This is a genomic window from Pseudomonas sp. CBS, from assembly GCF_024734645.1.
Taxonomy (GTDB): Bacteria; Pseudomonadota; Gammaproteobacteria; order Pseudomonadales; family Pseudomonadaceae; genus Aquipseudomonas.
Genome location: NZ_CP102929.1, coordinates 3,008,035 through 3,023,394, shown reverse-complemented (window position 1 = coordinate 3,023,394; position 15,360 = coordinate 3,008,035). Strand labels below are relative to the sequence as shown.

The window sequence follows — 15,360 nt, the reverse complement described above, 5'->3', positions numbered from 1 at the left end:
GGACGCCGGAAAAGCATTGCGCCGCTACGACATCGCGATCACTCGCCTTGGCGTCAAAAAGGAGTAGAGCGGGATGCAGATTAACTATGCGCTGGCATTTGCCGGGCAAACGTATGACCGAGGGCTTTCGGGGGACTTGTCACCGGCGGCCGAGGATTTGACCGGGCCTGCCTCCCTGGATGCGGTGCCTGCCGCACTGACGGATCTTAGCCTGGCGCTGGCCAGTGCCAGCCTCGAAATCAACGGCCTGACCCTGGAGCAGGTGCGGCTGCGCGAGACCCTCGAATCGCTCAACAGCACGTTGTTCATTAACGGCAACTCGCTGGAGACCAAGACGGTCGATGTCGCCGCTGGTGCGCCGAAGAACGAGCAAAAGGACCCAGCAACAGCCTCCGATTCCTGGGTGGACAAGGGCCTCAAGGCCGGGGCCGATATCGGCAAGGATTTGGGTTCGAGCCTGTTGGATACGGTCAAGACCCGAGTGATCGGCAATCTGGTCGATGTGACGTTCGGCAAGATTCCCGGAGTAGGGAAACTGTTCAAGGACGGGGGGCTTGATAAAGACAAGGACAAGGGTGGCGACAAGCAATGTTGCCCTGGCACCACCGGCCCACTTGAAACGGCGGCCGCACAGATACCCGAAAGCGTTGGAGAGACGGTCCGCAAGAAAGACAAAGCTCGCACCCCCGGGGATTTGAAGAAGCGGCGCGTCAAGCTTCCCAAGCCTGGCCAAACGATTCCGCGTGAATCGAAGGCAACCGTCGATGGCAAAGCCGCGGATCTCAAACCTCTTCATCTTCCCGCCTCGGCAAATGCCGCGCCCCAGCTCAATGCGATGGGCCAGCCGCTTGTTCCGTTCTCTGCCAAACAGGCCGCCCAGGCGTCGACCAACCTACCTGGTAATTCGTTTGCCTCCTACGCGGCGCCGTCGGCAAACCGCCGTGTGGCGCGCGGTGCAGGCAAAGGCCTGGCCGCGAGTTTATCGGGAGCGTTTGCCAGACTGGAATCGGTAGGCACCCGCCGCCTCGGCCCGTTGAAGTACGTCGACACCGCCATGGATGTGGTGCAGGGCGTGCGCAATGGCGACGCAAAAGCGGTCGCCTCCGGCCTCAGCACCGCGGGCGGCGCCTGGGCGGGAGCCTCCGCCGGCGCCGCTATCGGCACCCTGATTTTTCCCGGTGTCGGCACTGCTGTCGGCGGCGCCATCGGTGGTTTGTTGGGCAGCGAGGCGGGAACCTGGCTCGGTGACAAGTTGTTCGGCCCAAGTGACCGTCTGCCATCACCCAACACGGTAAGCAAGGAACTCAGTAGCGCCAGCACCGACAACCTGCAGATCACCATCGCGCCAAGCATTCAGATCAGCGGTGTAAGTCTTGCCGATGCCCAACCCATCATCGATGGCGTGATTCAGGCGCTGCAATACCAAACCTTACCGATACTGACCGACGCCTTGAGCGTGCGGCGTAACGCATCGCTGACTGATTTAAGGGGATATGCCTGATGCGACAGCAAATGGTACTGGGGGATTTTATTTTCGGGTTGTCGCGCGGGTTTGCCTACTCCGGTCTCAACCGCCTCACGGACGGTGGCTGGGCGAATCTGGAGATTATTGCCAGCAAGCCGCAGTCGCGGCAGAAAGGGCAAAACCTGGAAAAGCTCACGTTCACAGGTAAAGCCGCGTACGCCGTGGGCATGCAACGACTGGACGAGCTGCGCGCGCTGCAGAACGGTCGGGCGCCGCTGCCATTGGTGGACGGTATCGGTCGTAACTGGGGACTGTGGCGCATCACCTCGGTCACGGAAGATCAGTCCTGTGTGATCGATGACGGCACCGCTCTGGTGATCGGCTGGACACTGGTGCTGGAGGAGTTCGTCAATGCGTAGAGTACGAAGTATTGCCGGTGACTCGGTCAACCTGCTGCTCTACCGCGAGCTTGGCCGCTGCGATGACAAGGCTGAAGAAAACCTCTGGCGCTTGAACCCCGATCTTGCCGAGCAAGGCCCGGTCTTGCCGGCGGGTGTTTGGGTAATCGTGCCCGAAGTGGAGTCGCGACCGGCTGCGGTGCGTCCGGTGTCGGCCTGGGATTAAGGAGGTTTCATGGCAATGGGATTTACCCCGATCGTCGAGTTCTACGGCGCCAACGCGGCCCTGCTCAACGAGCGAATCATGCAGTGGAGCCATACGGATACCACAGGTATTGAATCTGACCAATTGGAACTCACCCTCAACATCGAAGGCCTGGAAGGCTTGCCGAGCCTGAGCGGGAAGATCGGTTTTCGGGCGGGCTACCTGGAGACGGGGCTGGTGGAAAAGGGCGAGTTTGTGGTTACCCATCTAACGCCGTTCCTGTTTCCCATGCGTCTGGTGGTGGGAGCCACCGCAGCTCCGTTCAGTGTGCAGGATCAAACCGGCTATCGGCAGCGTCGTTCCGCCAGTTACGGGCCGACTACCCTGGGGGCGCTGTTCCGCCAACTGGTGACCCGCCACGGCTTTTCACCCAGTGTTGCGCCGAGCCTGGAGGGTATTTTCATTCCCCATATCGATCAGTCCAATGAAAGCGACATGGCCTTTATCACCCGGCTTGCCGGGAAGTACGGTGGGGTCAGCAAGCCCTTCAACGAGCTGTATGTACTGGCTGACAGCGGGCAGGTCAAATCGCTTTCTGGCCAGATGCTGCCAGAGGTAAAACTCTCCGTGACCCAGAACAACCGCCCCGGCGAGCAGGCATTTATCAGCGCCAAGTTTGAGGAAAAAGCCCGCGCTAAATACGCAGGTTGCCAAACCAGTTGGTGGGATGCCGCGGCAGGCAAGCTGCGGGTGGTTCAGGTTGGGATTGCCCCGTTTACCGTCCTGCGCCAGCGCTATCAGAGCGAAAATGAAGCCCGGGTGGTGGCGCAGCGCGAGTTGGGCCGGGCCAGCCTTAAAGGACGAACGCTAACCATTGATTGCCCAGGTAACCCGTTGCTGGCGGCCGAAGGTCTTTTGCTGCTGGACGAAACCTGGCCGACGTATATGCAAGGGCGATGGTCGATCAAAACGGTGACGCATACCGGGGTGCCGAAGGCGGGCTATCGCAGTTCGATTGTCGCCAGTGGCTTGACGGTCTAGCCGCGCGCCCTCTAACCAGACCCGCTCCCGAGCGGGTTTTTTATTGCCCGGTGAACCCTATGAAGATCACCCCGTTACTGACTCACCTGCGTGATCACTGCCCCGGTTTCAACCAACAGGTGCACGCTGGCCTCGATCTCGATGCGCTGCAAACCCTGCTTGGTGCACCCGCTACGGTCGTTACGCCGATCACTGACGCAGCCACCGCGAACAGTTCGCAAAACACCACCCGGCAAACTATCCGCGAGCATTTTGGCGTGGTGCTGGTACTCGACCTGGTGGACGGCCAACAAGCGCTAGCCATGGACCAACTCCACGCCCTGCGCGCCGAAGTCTGGCGCGCCCTGGTGGGATTCAAGCCCGAGCGCTTCTACGAGCCCATTCAGTACGAAGGCGGCGACTGGCTGCTGCTGACGAAGACCCGCGGGCTCTACCGGCTGCGATTTTTCGCCGAGTTCCAACTGGGACGCAACCTCAGCACACAGCCAGCGGAAACCTGGCTCGAGCTTGAGTTGGACGCTCTGCCGTCCTTCAACGGGGTGACGGTGCGGGTCGATGCCATCGACCCGGCTGACCCCAATCTGCAACGCCCAGGCCCCGACGGGCGCCTGGAAATGACGTTTTCTGCCGAGGTAAAACCATGAGCAAACGCATCACCGTACTGCCGGTTTCCGGCCGTGCCGTACCTGACCCGGAGGCGGGCGATCTGTTGCCCGCCGAAGGCCGCGAAGTCCCGGACAACGCCTGGTGGCGTCGACGTCTGGCCGATGGCGACATCACAACCAAAGCCGTCAAGGCGGCAAAACCACAGGGAGCCAAATAATGGCGATTGGATTCAGTCATATTCCGGCGGACATTCGTGTGCCGCTGTTCTACGCCGAGATGGACAATTCGGCAGCCAATAGTGCGTCGTCCGCCTTGCGCCGATTGATTGTGGCCCAGGTCAACGACAACGTCACCAGCCCGGAAATCGGCAGCCTGGTGCTGGTGTCGAGCGCGGCCATGGCCAAACGTATCGGTGGCCAGGGTTCGATGCTGGCATCGATGTACGAGACGTTCCGCAAGAGTGACCCGGTGGGCGAGATCTGGTGCCTGCCGCTGCACAGTACCGAAGGCAGCGCGGCCAAGGCCGAGCTCAAGCTGACCGGCGCCGCGACCCAAGGTGGCATTCTCAGCCTGTACGTTGGCGGCACCCGCGTTCAAGCGACCGTGATCAATGGCGCGACCGCTGCCGTGGCCGCCACCGCCCTGGCGCTGAAAATCAACGCGAGCGCCGACCTGCCGGTCAGTGCGGTGGCCGCCGATGGCACGGTCACCCTGACCGCCAAATGGACCGGTGACAGTGGCAACGACATCAGCCTGCAACTCAACCGCCTGGGCCAGAGCAACGGTGAACAAATCCCCGACGGCCTGACCGCCGTGCTCGGCAAAATGGCCGCGGGTGCCGGTGTACCTGACCAACTCGCGGCGCTGGCTGCGCTGGGCGATGAGCCGTTCGAGTTCATCTGCATGCCGTGGGCCGACACCACCAGCCTCAACGCCTGGCAAGCGGTGATGGATGACAACAGCGGCCGCTGGTCCTGGGCCAAGCAACTGTTCGGTCACGTCTACACCGCCAAGCGCGGCACCATCGGCACCCTGGTGGCTGCCGGGCAAGGGCGTAACGACCAGCACGTGACCATTCAGGCCATGGAGCCGGGCGTACCGCAACCGTTCTGGGTCCAGGCAGCCGCCTTGGCCGCACGCACGGCGGTGTTTATCTCCGCCGATGCCAGCCGTCCGACCCAAAGCGGCAGCCTGCCAGGCCTCGACCCGGCGGACGCCAGCGAGCGCTTCACCCTGACCGAGCGCCAATCGCTGCTCAACTACGGCATCGCCACCGCTTACTACGAAGGCGGTTACGTGCGCATCCAGCGGGCGATCACCACCTACCAGAAGAACGCTTTCGGCCAGGCGGACAACTCCTACCTGGACAGCGAAACCCTGCACCAGTCGGCCTTTATCGTGCGCCGTCTGCAAAGCGTGATCACCAGCAAGTACGGGCGCCACAAGCTCGCCGCTGACGGCACGCGTTTTGGCGCCGGCCAGCCGATCGTCACCCCGAGCACTATCCGCGGTGAGCTGATTGCCCAGTATGCCAAGCTGGAACTGGAAGGTCATGTGGAGAACGCCGAGCTGTTCGCCGAGCACCTGATCGTCGAGCGCGACAGCCAGGACCCGAGCCGGGTCAACGTGCTGTTCCCGCCGGATTACGTCAACGGGCTGCGGGTGTTTGCGCTGCTCAACCAGTTCCGTTTGCAGTACGACGCGGCGGTGTAAGCCCCGCGCTTTTCGCAACTGATTCCAGCCCGCCGAGTGCGGGCTTATTTTTGGGAGAAACATCATGGGTCAACTGATTGCGGGCACCTGCTACGTCAAAGTGGACGGCGCTCAACTGACCATCAACGGCGGCTGCGAAGCACCGTTGATGGCCGTCAAGCGGGAAACCGTGGTGCCGGGTTTCTACAAGGAAACCGACATCACCCCGTCCTTCAAGGTTACCGCGCTGCACACGCCGGATTTTCCATTGAAGCAACTGATCGCCGGCACCGACATGACCGTCACCTGCGAATTCAACAACGGTAAGGTCTACGTGCTGGCCGGTGCCTACCTGGTGGAAGAGCCAGTGGCCAAGGGCGACGACGCCGTGATCGAGCTGAAATTCGAAGGCATCAAGGGGACCTGGCAATGACCGACACGGTGAAGCTGCAAGTGGCCATCGAGGCCCACGGCGAGCCACTGACCGAACTCACCCTGCGCCGCCCGACGGTGCAGGAGGTACGGGCGATCAAGGCGCTGCCGTACAAGATCGACAAGGGTGAAGACGTGAGTCTCGACCTCGACGTGGCCGCCAAGTACATCGCGGTGTGCGCGGGCATTCCGCCGTCGTCGGTCAACCAGCTCGACCTGGTGGACTTCAACGCGCTGAGCTGGGCCGTCGCCGGTTTTTTCATGAGTGCGGCGCAGGCTCCGTCGCCGAGCTGATTGCGGTGGCCTACGACCTGGCCTGGTTCTGGAAGGTTGACCCCGAACAGATGCTGGCCAGGCCTTTGGATACGCTCCGGGAATCCCTGGAGCATGCGCAACGGATCAATGCGATGCAGCAGGTGCAGTGATGGCAGAAGCTCAGAAAGTAGAAAGTACCGCCGTGCGCCTGACCGGGATCGACCAGCTGTCGCCCAAGCTCGCTGCGCTGCAGGCCACGGTCGGGCGCTTCAGGCAGAACCTGGAACAGACGGGCCTCGGCAAGCTGGATATCGCCGGTTTGGTGAAGGGCGGCGGGCTGGCGGCACCGTTTGTCAGCGGCATTAAATCGGCTTTGGCGTTCAAGGCTGAGGTCGGCGAAGTGAATGCCGCCGTGGGGCAGGGCGTTACCGAAACCGCAGCGCAGGGCCTGAAGGATTTCAACGCCTCGTTGGACAAGGTATCAGTGGCTTTCGGTACCGCGCTGTTGCCAGCCGTCACGGCAGTGGTGGTCGGGCTGGAGCCGTTGCTGACCTCGGTGGCCCAAGTGCTTACCGAGAATCCGCAACTGGTGCAGGGCCTCGCAGCCGGTGCGGTGGCGTTTACCGCCATTCAAGCGGCTGTCACCGGCGTGTCCCAGGCGCTGGGGCTGATGCAACTGGTGCTCAGCGCCAACCCGATAGTGTTGGTGGCCGTGGGCATCGCCGTGGCGGCGGGATTGATCGTTGCCAACTGGAAGCCGATTTCGGCGTTTTTTGTCGGGCTTGGCGAGCGGGTCATGGCGGCGATTGGAACCCTGGGCGCATTTTTTCAGACGGTCTTTGCGTTTCGTCCGCTGGAACAAGTAATGCGCCTGTGGGGGCCGATCACAGGTTTTTTTGCAGGGTTGTGGACGTCGCTGAAGGTGATGGCGCAGCCCTTGGCCGGCTTTTTCACCACACTATTTTCCTGGTCGCCAATGGGTTTGATCGTCAACAACTGGACGCCGTTGAGCGGCTTTTTTGCGGCCCTCTGGGACTTGCTCAAAGCACTGAGCGTGCCAGTGGTCGAGCTCATGAAAAGCCTGTTCAGTTGGTCACCCCAAGGGCAAATCATTGCCAACTGGGGGGTGGTCAGTGAGATGTTTGCGGCGATCTGGAGTGACTTCAAACTCACCGCGCTGGCGGCTTTTACCATCGTCAGCAGTTACTTCGATTGGTCGCCTCTGGACAAGATCTCTGCCGTCTGGGGTAGCGTCAGCGGAGCATTTGCCTCGATCTGGAGTGATCTCAAGTTGCAGGCCCAGGACGCCTTTGTGGTGCTGAGTGGCCTGTTCGACGACTGGCATCCGATGGAGCAACTTGAAGCCATGTGGGCACCGGTGCTGAGTTGGTTCACGGCGCTGTCGGAGAATCTTGCGGTGATCACCGCGCCGATTCGCAAGCTGTTCAACGGTGGGCTGGGTGAAGTGATCAACCAGGCGACCGGCAGTGTGCTGGAGTTGACCACCGAGCAACAGGAACGCAATGCCGAAAGCGCGCGTAACCCATCCTGGTTCCGCAAGGGGCCTGGCTTGGTATCACCGCTGGCGTCCAGCTCCAGTTCGCTGCTGCAACAAACCGCGGCCAACAACCGCACGCAGCTCAACGGCGACTTGCGGGTGAGCTTCGACAATGCACCGGCCGGCCTGCGGGTCGACCAGCCCAGAACCAACCAGCCCGGCCTGAGTGTCACCCCACGTGTCGGCTACCGTTCCTTGTCCCTTGGAGGCTCCAATGAGCTGGCGTGATCGTTTGTTGCCGGCGTCGTTTCGTGGCGTCGGTTTTTGGGTTGACCAGGCGAAAGTCCCGGTCGGCAAGAAGGGCCAGTTGCACGAATACCCTCAGCGCGACCTGCCGTTTTTTGAAGGGCTGGGCCAACAGTCCCGGGTGCATGAGCTGACGGCATTTGTAGTGGGCGAGGATTGCCTGGAGCAACGCGACAAGTTGCTCAAGGCCCTGGAGGAGGGCGCTGGCGAGCTGGTGCACCCGTGGCTTGGACGGTTGCAGGTCAAGGTCGGCGAATGCGAGATGACCCAGACTCGCCAGGACGGCGGGCTGGTGACCTTTGCCCTGAAGTTCTATCCCGACGAACCCTTGAAGTTTCCCACTACGGCGGTCAATACCCGCCAGCTGTTGCTGGTGTCGGCCGACAGTTTGCTGGGGTCGGCGGTGCTGCGTTTTGAGCAGGCCGTCGCACTGGTGAAGCAGGCTCGGGTGGGGATCCAGGCGTTGCGCAATGGCCTGGCTGAGGTTTACCAAGTGATTGAACAGCAGTTTGCCCCGCTGATTCAGTTGTATGGCGACCTGAACGCACTGGTCAAAGCCATCAAGGAAGTACCCAAGGAATTGAGCGCCGAATTCAAGGGCTTGCTCGGCGATGTGAAGGACCTCAAGGCGTTTGCCCGCAGCGGCTATCGCGGCATGCTGGCCAACCTCTCGCAGCAGTTGGAAGCGGCTCGCACTATCGACGTGCCAAAGCTGACCACCGGCAAAGACAGCATGGCCGCCGTGCAGGCCACCGCCAATCTGGTACAGGACGCGTTGTGGGTGAAGATCGCCCATTGGCTGGCGGACGTACCGGTGGCGACCAAAGCGGTGACCCTCAGCGTCACGCCGTCCCTGGCGCAACAGGCGGCACAGCCGGTGCAGCGCCGCGAAGTGCCGGTGGCCGACGATGTGCTGGTGCTGCGTGACCTTCTGAACGAAGCCATGTGGCAAGCCGCATTGAAGGCCGACGCCGGGCACTACGTTGCGCTGAACGACTTGCGCCAACAGATGTTCACGCATCTGACCGCGGTGGCTTCGTCCGGTGTGCGACTGGTCAACCTGACGCCAATGCGCAGCATGCCCGCCTTGCTGTTGGCGTATCAGCGTTTCGGGGACGCGACGCGAGTGGGCGAGGTGGTGCAGCGCAATCGGGTGGCCCATCCGGGCTTCCTGCCACCAGCAGATCTGCAAGTGGTCAGGGAGTAACCCATGAACGAGTTGGACAATGCCGTCACCCTGACCGTGGACGGCCTGGATTATGGCGGCTGGAAAAGCGTGGAAATCAGCGCCGACCTGGAGCGTCAATTTCGCACCTTCACCCTTAACATCACCTGGCAATGGCCCGGGCAAACCCTTGCGGTACCGATCAAGCCTGGAGTCCGTTGCCAGGTGCGCATCGGTTGCGATCTGGTGCTCACCGGCTTTGTGTTCAAGGCCCCCGTCAGTTACGACGGCCAGCAGATCAGCCTGAGTATTCAAGGCGGTTCAGTGACGCAGGACCTGGTGGACTGCGCTGCGATAAACCAGCCCGGCCAGTGGCGCGGGCAAAGTGTGCTGAACATCGTCCGCGCGCTGACGGCCACCTATGGCGTCGAGGTGCACAGCGAGATTGCCGAGACCACACGTTTGCAGACCCACAGCATTGTGCCCGGGGAGACGGTATTCCAGTCCATCGACCGCTTGCTGACGCTGTATCGGGTGTTCTCCACCGACGATGCGGCCGGACGCCTGGTGCTGGCATTGCCGGGGAGTGCAGGGCGTGCGAATGACGGCCTGGAACTGGGCAAGAACATCCTTTCGGCTAACGCGCCGATGGACTTTGGCTCGGTGTTTTCCGAGTACCGCGTCATCGGCCAGCACAAGGGCGATGATCAGAAAAGTGCAGCGGCGGTCAGTGAGGTTTCAGGGATTTCCCGGGATGAAAGCGCCGCGCGAAAACGCGTCACGGTGATCAGCGAACCGACGCAGTTGACCCCCGAGCTGGCCCAGCAACGTTCCGACTGGGAACGCGCTACCCGTACTGGGAAAGCCCTGACCACCACCTACACCGTGCAAGGCTGGCGGCAGTCCAACGGCGATTTGTGGCGCCACAACCTGTTGGTGCGGGTGGTCGATCCGGTGCTTGGATTTGACCAGGACATGCTGATCTCCAGGATTACTTATTCGCTCTCCGACCAAGGTTCGATCACCACGCTACAGGTGGCGCCGCCGTCCACCTTTGATGCCAATCCGTTGCCATCCGCTTAACCATCAAGGAATTTCCATGAGCCTACTGACTCGCCTGCTGGCGCGCGGCACTGTCGTGCTCGCCCACTCGGCCACCAAGCTGCAATCGCTGCAAATGCGCCTGACCGCAGGCGAAGTGAACGACGACATGGAGCACTTCGAACCCTACGGTTTCACCAGCAATCCGCTGGCCGGTGCTGAAGGCATCGCCACGTTCCTGGGCGGGGACCGCTCTCATGCCATCGTGCTGGTGGTGGCTGACCGTCGCTATCGGTTGCAGTCCCTGGCGCCGGGCGAAGTAGCGATCTACACCGACGAAGGCGACAAGGTTCACTTCAAGCGCGGGCGGGTGATCGACATTGAAACCGGCACCCTGAATATCCGCGCCAGCCAGGCGGTGAACATCGATACGCCGACCCTGACCCAGAGCGGCAAGATCATCTCCCAGGGCGATCAGATTGCCGGCGGCATCAGCCAGATCCGGCACGTGCATGTGGGCGTACAGCCCGGCAGCGGCCAGACCGGCGCGCCGGCGGGAGGCCAGTGATGTTTGTCTCCGACAACCTGAAAAATGCCCTGACCCGCTCGGTGCTGATCAGCCTGTTCACCTGGCGCCGTGCCGCGCCGGATGACCCCGTTGACGATGACGAGCGCTTCGGCTGGTGGGGCGACAGTTTCCCCAGCGTGGCCGACGACCGTATCGGCTCAAGGCTGTGGCTGCTGCGGCGGGTCAAGCTGACCCGCCAGACGCAACTGGACGCCGAATTCTATGCCCGCGAGGCCCTGCAATGGCTGATCGATGATGGGCATTGCAGCGCCATCGAAGTCCTTAGTGAACGCCTTGACGCTCAGCGTCTCAACCTGCGCACGCAGCTGACCCTGGCCGATGGCGAGCGCCTGGACATCAACCCTGATAACAGTTGGCAGGTGATCTATGCCGTTTGAAACCCCTTCGCTGCCGGTGCTGATCAAACGCACCCAAAGCGACCTGGCCAGCGATTCGCTGCGCCAGTCCGATGCCCAGGTCCTGGCGCGCACACTCAGTGGTGCGGCGTTCGGCCTGTACGGTTATCTCGATTGGATCGCTGAGCAGATCCTGCCGGATACCGCGGATGAATCCACCCTGGAGCGCATCGCCGCGCTGCGGTTGAACCAGGCGCGCAAGGCGGCGGTGGCCGCCAGTGGCAGCGTGAGTTTTACCGCGACGGCGGGCGCGGTACTGGATGTGGATACGGTGCTGCAAAGCAGTGATGGGCGCAGCTTCAAAGTCACCGCTGCCGCCACGACCCATGCGGGCCTCAACACTGCCACCGTGCAAGCGATTGACGCCGGCACCCTGGGCAACGCTGATGCCGGGCTGAGCCTGATTGCGGTCCAGCCGCTGCAAGGTATTGGTTCGACCTTTACCGTGCTGGCGCCGGGGCTGACCGGCGGTGTGGCGCGAGAAACCCTGGAGTCGCTGCGGGCGCGGGTGATTCGTTCCTATCGCGTTATCCCCCAGGGCGGTTCGGCACAGGATTACGAGACCTGGTCCCTCGAAGTGCCCGGCATTACTCGCGCGTGGTGTCGCGGCAATTACCTGGGGCCGGGGACGGTGGGAGTGTTTGTGATGCGTGACGACGACCCGCAGCCGATCCCCAATGCTGCGCAGCTGGCGCAGGTTCAAGCCCATATCGAGCCGCTGCGGCCAGTCACCGCTGATGTGTATGTTTTGGCGCCAGTGATGAAACCGGTGGCTTATCAACTGCGGCTGACCCCCGACACCAGCGCCGTGCGCGCGGCTGTCGAGGCCCAACTGCGTGACCTGCACAACCGCGAAGCCGGCTTGGGCGACACCTTGTTGCTGACCCATATCGCCGAAGCCATCAGCACTGCGACCGGCGAGACCGATCACACCCTCACAAACCCGTTGGCGGACGTTACAGCGGCGACGAATCAGTTACTGGTGTTCGGAGGTATCACATGGCTGGAGTGAGAACCGCTGGCCAGTATCAGGAACAACTGATCGCCTTGTTGCCCAGCGGGCCGGCCTGGGATCTGGAGACCGTGCCGCAGTTGGAGACGGTGCTCAAAGGCATCGCCGAAGAACTCACGCGCATCGACGCCCGGGCCTGCGACCTGCAAAACGAAATGGACCCGGCGACCGTCAGCGAACTGGTGCCGGAGTGGGAAAGGGTGATGCAACTGCCCGATCCCTGCCTGGGCTTGAGCCCGCTGTACGACGACCGTCGCCTGGCGGTGCGTCGACGCCTGTTGGCGGTGGGCAGCCAGCGCGCCGCCTACTACATCGAAATCGCCCGCAGCCAGGGTTATCCCGACGCCAGTGTCACAGAGCACCGCGCACCGCGCATGGGCCGCTCACGGTTTGGCGCCGCGCATTTTGGCACCTGGCAGGTGCACTTCATGTGGACGCTCAACACTGGCGGCCGCCAGCACCTGGGGCGGCGGTTTGGGGCGAGTTATTGGGGAGAGCGGTTTGGCGTCAATCCGGGGAACGCCCTGGAGTGCCTGATTCATCGCAGCGCACCTGCTCATACGCAGGTGCACATCAATTATGACTAGAGGGTAGAAGCGTGGATTATCCAAAGAGTGTGCCCAGCGTTGGGCTGGTGAATGGCAAGTTTGTGGATGAAAACCCGGTGACCGGGACGCCGGGGAGTTTGATTCCGGCGGCTTGGGGGAATGGGGTTACGCAGGAAATTTTGAATGTGCTGGCGGCGGCGGGGATTGCGCCGGATGAGACCAAGACGGATCAGTTGGCGCAGGCGTTGACTGTTTTGAGTGATTGGTTGAGGTTGAGGAATAAGCCCACGACGTTGGCGGGGTATGGGATTACGGATGGTATGCCTGCGGAGGCGGGAGGCCTTCTTGCGGCTGCTCCTATTGTTAAAGGCAAAGTGTCTGATCTTCCCGTCTCTCAGTTTGTGAGCTTGACGGAGGCGACTACTGATAAACCTGCAGCTGTGAGCTATGGCGCTGGGCTGCACATAAAGTATCCCGATCGAAAGTATGGCTTTGATCTTCTTTCAGGCGTTACGGGGGAGTGGTTTGGTATGCGCAGGCTTGCTGAGGATGGCAGTGGCGCATGGCGAATGTTATGGCATGACGGCAACTTCAATCCGGCTGCCAAAGCAGATAAGGCAACATCGCTGGCAGGATATGGAATTACTGATGCATTAGTGGTTGGAGGGACTAGCCGTCAACGACCTAGTTTGTCCGCGCAAGTTCTGGGGGAGCTTGGCAATGGTACCGGTGGTGCGTTGGAAATTCGCGAGGCGCAGGAAGTCAGTAATACCCAGACAGGTTTCGACTATGCACCGCGAATCCTGTTCCACTGGTCGGGGCTGGTTGCCAGGTCTTTGGCGATGAACTCTGCAGGCGAACTCATGTGGGGATCACAGACAGCCTGGACTTCCGGGAATTTTGACCCCGCGCGTAAAGCGAACGTGGCGACTACGCTGGCGGGTTACGGGATTACCGATGCGCTGTCAGCTTCCAGCTTTCTCAAACCTGTAGCTGGGCAATGGATCCAGATAGGGGGGAGCGGTGTGCTTCCAGCAGGCGGAACGTGGGCCTTTTTCTGTGCCAATTACAACGGTAACGGGGCTGCGCTTGGTGGCAACGCCGGAGTGGCAGCTGGTGGCACTGCGGTAGGTAATGGAAACTGTGTCGGTTTTGCATGGAGGATTCAGTAATGGATAACGAACAACGTCCTGAGCAGTACAACATAGAGGACATTTATCTTAAAAAGGACGGTAGCTACTTAGTCACCTTGGATGGCTATCCCTACCATGTGACTGAAGCAGAAACACCGGACGTTTATCGTGCAGTGCGTTTACTGATTGATTCGGGTGAGCAGTGCCAGGAGTACATCGATCCCGTCATTTCCGATGCTGAAGCCCAGGCAAACGAGCGCATGTGGCGTGATTCAGAAATACAGCGCATCAGTTGGGTACGTGATCGTCATCGTGATCAGTTGGACATGGGATTGGAAACCACGCTTTCCACTGAGCAGTTCAAAGAGTTGCTCAACTACACTCAAGCATTGCGTGACTGGCCCCAGGCTGAGAGCTTTCCCTTGATTACCAAGCGGCCCGTTGTATTGCCTTGGTTGGATGCTGTTGCTCAGTAAACGTGTCGGCGTGCGAGAGTAGAAATCAATGGAGATAACCCTTCCCCAACTTATTCAAGTAATGCCTGGAGCCCGCCTTAGAGCGGGCCTTTTTTTAGCTTCTTTAAATGCAGCTACCGCAGCTCACCAAATCACCACCCCCAAACGCATCGCCGCCTTCCTCGCCCAAATCGGCCACGAATCCGGCGAACTGCGCTACGTGCGTGAATTGGGCAGTGATCAATACCTGAGTAAGTACGACACCGGCATCCTGGCCGCTCGCCTGGGCAACACCCCCGAAGCCGATGGCGATGGCCAGAAGTATCGCGGGCGTGGCCTGATCCAGATCACCGGCCGGCGCAACTACCTGGCATGCAGCCAGGCGTTGTTCGGCGATGAGCGTCTGTTGCAGCAACCGGAGTTGCTGGAGCAACCGCAATGGGCCTGCGAATCCGCCGCGTGGTTCTGGCAGAGCAATGGCTTGAACGAACTGGCCGACAAAGACCAGTTCACCACCATCACCCGGCGTATCAATGGCGGCCTCAATGGCTTGGAAAACCGTATGCAGTTGTGGGCTCGGGCGAAGGCGGTTCTATGGGCTTTCTGACGTCATATCGCCTGCTTGGCTTTTTCCTGTTGGCGGCGGTCTCGGCGGGGATTGCCTGGCAGGTACAGGCCTGGCGGTATGGCACACAACTTGAGCGCCAGGAGGCTCTGCATGCAGAAGCGCTCAGCCAGCAAAGCCAGTCTGCACAGCGTCAACAAAAGGCTGAACAGGACAAACGGCTGGCACTGGAGCAACAACTCAATGCCAGCGACCAACAACACACCCGGGAGCTTTCCGATGCACAGCGCGATCAGGCTCACCTGCGGGATCGCCTGGCCACTGCTGATGTGCGGTTGTCAGTCCTTCTCGACACCAGCGACCCAACCAACGGCTGCCCAATGCCAGCCACCGCCACCCCCGGCAGCGTGGTTCATGGCGCCCCGCGAGCCCGACTTGACCCGGCGCATGCTCAACGAATTATCGCCATCACCGACGACGGCGATAACGCCATGATCGCCTTGCGCGCCTGCCAGGCGTATGTCCAGGCCGTCGCGCGTTAGTCTCTTGTAACTTGCAT

The 15,360-nt window shown here is 61.2% G+C and carries 21 protein-coding genes; all 21 read left to right on the top strand.

The genetic code is table 11. From position 1 onward, the window contains the following. Positions 1 to 73 precede the first annotated feature (73 nt). Entirely contained in the window at positions 74 to 1,501 is a 1,428-nt protein-coding gene (locus NVB75_RS13750; protein WP_258347611.1) for a tail tape measure protein, read from the top strand. Next, complete coding sequence (locus tag NVB75_RS13745) at positions 1,501 to 1,884, top strand: phage tail protein (protein WP_017480149.1); 384 nt, start codon at positions 1,501 to 1,503, stop codon at positions 1,882 to 1,884. The genes NVB75_RS13750 and NVB75_RS13745 overlap by 1 nt, the downstream gene beginning before the upstream one ends. Next, complete coding sequence (locus NVB75_RS13740) at positions 1,877 to 2,089, top strand: tail protein X (RefSeq protein WP_017480150.1); 213 nt, start codon at positions 1,877 to 1,879, stop codon at positions 2,087 to 2,089. Before NVB75_RS13745 ends, NVB75_RS13740 begins: the two co-directional genes overlap by 8 nt. 9 nt (positions 2,090 to 2,098) lie before the next feature. Continuing rightward, positions 2,099 to 3,109 carry a contractile injection system protein, VgrG/Pvc8 family gene (locus NVB75_RS13735; RefSeq protein WP_258347608.1) on the top strand — a complete coding sequence of 337 codons (1,011 nt, stop codon included), beginning with the start codon at positions 2,099 to 2,101 and terminating at the stop codon, positions 3,107 to 3,109. Between the two features lie 59 nt (positions 3,110 to 3,168). Then, positions 3,169 to 3,753 (top strand): hypothetical protein, encoded by a 585-nt coding sequence (locus tag NVB75_RS13730; protein ID WP_258347606.1) that lies wholly within the window; start codon positions 3,169 to 3,171, stop codon positions 3,751 to 3,753. Then, complete coding sequence (locus NVB75_RS13725; protein ID WP_010170093.1) at positions 3,750 to 3,932, top strand: DUF2635 domain-containing protein; 183 nt, start codon at positions 3,750 to 3,752, stop codon at positions 3,930 to 3,932. Before NVB75_RS13730 ends, NVB75_RS13725 begins: the two co-directional genes overlap by 4 nt. Beyond that, on the top strand, positions 3,932 to 5,428 hold the full coding sequence (locus NVB75_RS13720; protein ID WP_258347604.1) for a phage tail sheath subtilisin-like domain-containing protein: 1,497 nt from the start codon (positions 3,932 to 3,934) through the stop codon (positions 5,426 to 5,428). Before NVB75_RS13725 ends, NVB75_RS13720 begins: the two co-directional genes overlap by 1 nt. A 64-nt stretch (positions 5,429 to 5,492) precedes the next feature. Further along, positions 5,493 to 5,840: a phage tail tube protein gene (locus tag NVB75_RS13715; protein ID WP_010170089.1), complete on the top strand. Its 348-nt coding sequence runs from the start codon at positions 5,493 to 5,495 to the stop codon at positions 5,838 to 5,840. After that, positions 5,837 to 6,133, top strand: coding sequence for a phage tail assembly protein (locus NVB75_RS13710; RefSeq protein WP_017480155.1), 297 nt, complete (start codon positions 5,837 to 5,839; stop codon positions 6,131 to 6,133). The genes NVB75_RS13715 and NVB75_RS13710 overlap by 4 nt, the downstream gene beginning before the upstream one ends. A 5-nt stretch (positions 6,134 to 6,138) precedes the next feature. Further along, positions 6,139 to 6,264: a hypothetical protein gene (locus NVB75_RS13705; RefSeq protein WP_010170085.1), complete on the top strand. Its 126-nt coding sequence runs from the start codon at positions 6,139 to 6,141 to the stop codon at positions 6,262 to 6,264. Continuing rightward, positions 6,264 to 7,880 carry a hypothetical protein gene (locus tag NVB75_RS13700; protein WP_258347599.1) on the top strand — a complete coding sequence of 539 codons (1,617 nt, stop codon included), beginning with the start codon at positions 6,264 to 6,266 and terminating at the stop codon, positions 7,878 to 7,880. Before NVB75_RS13705 ends, NVB75_RS13700 begins: the two co-directional genes overlap by 1 nt. Continuing rightward, positions 7,867 to 9,105: a DNA circularization protein gene (locus NVB75_RS13695; RefSeq protein WP_258347597.1), complete on the top strand. Its 1,239-nt coding sequence runs from the start codon at positions 7,867 to 7,869 to the stop codon at positions 9,103 to 9,105. The genes NVB75_RS13700 and NVB75_RS13695 overlap by 14 nt, the downstream gene beginning before the upstream one ends. Positions 9,106 to 9,108: 3 nt before the next feature. Beyond that, positions 9,109 to 10,146 carry a phage baseplate assembly protein gene (locus tag NVB75_RS13690; RefSeq protein ID WP_258347595.1) on the top strand — a complete coding sequence of 346 codons (1,038 nt, stop codon included), beginning with the start codon at positions 9,109 to 9,111 and terminating at the stop codon, positions 10,144 to 10,146. Between the two features lie 16 nt (positions 10,147 to 10,162). Continuing rightward, entirely contained in the window at positions 10,163 to 10,672 is a 510-nt protein-coding gene (locus NVB75_RS13685; RefSeq protein WP_017480159.1) for a phage baseplate assembly protein V, read from the top strand. Beyond that, on the top strand, positions 10,672 to 11,070 hold the full coding sequence (locus NVB75_RS13680; protein ID WP_258347592.1) for a phage GP46 family protein: 399 nt from the start codon (positions 10,672 to 10,674) through the stop codon (positions 11,068 to 11,070). Before NVB75_RS13685 ends, NVB75_RS13680 begins: the two co-directional genes overlap by 1 nt. Then, positions 11,060 to 12,100, top strand: coding sequence for a baseplate J/gp47 family protein (locus NVB75_RS13675; RefSeq protein WP_258347590.1), 1,041 nt, complete (start codon positions 11,060 to 11,062; stop codon positions 12,098 to 12,100). The genes NVB75_RS13680 and NVB75_RS13675 overlap by 11 nt, the downstream gene beginning before the upstream one ends. Further along, positions 12,088 to 12,687 (top strand): YmfQ family protein, encoded by a 600-nt coding sequence (locus NVB75_RS13670; RefSeq protein ID WP_258347589.1) that lies wholly within the window; start codon positions 12,088 to 12,090, stop codon positions 12,685 to 12,687. The genes NVB75_RS13675 and NVB75_RS13670 overlap by 13 nt, the downstream gene beginning before the upstream one ends. Positions 12,688 to 12,698: 11 nt before the next feature. Continuing rightward, on the top strand, positions 12,699 to 13,820 hold the full coding sequence (locus NVB75_RS13665) for a hypothetical protein (protein ID WP_258347587.1): 1,122 nt from the start codon (positions 12,699 to 12,701) through the stop codon (positions 13,818 to 13,820). Further along, positions 13,820 to 14,257, top strand: a complete 438-nt coding sequence (locus NVB75_RS13660; protein WP_258347585.1) for a phage tail assembly chaperone — start codon at positions 13,820 to 13,822, stop codon at positions 14,255 to 14,257. Before NVB75_RS13665 ends, NVB75_RS13660 begins: the two co-directional genes overlap by 1 nt. Positions 14,258 to 14,285: 28 nt before the next feature. Further along, the gene (locus tag NVB75_RS13655) at positions 14,286 to 14,843 is read left to right on the top strand and encodes a glycoside hydrolase family 19 protein (protein ID WP_258347583.1); all 558 of its coding nucleotides are present in this window, start codon (positions 14,286 to 14,288) and stop codon (positions 14,841 to 14,843) included. After that, a complete protein-coding gene (locus NVB75_RS13650; RefSeq protein WP_258347582.1) occupies positions 14,831 to 15,343 on the top strand; it encodes a lysis protein in 513 nt (170 codons plus the stop codon). Before NVB75_RS13655 ends, NVB75_RS13650 begins: the two co-directional genes overlap by 13 nt. Positions 15,344 to 15,360: the final 17 nt, after the last annotated feature.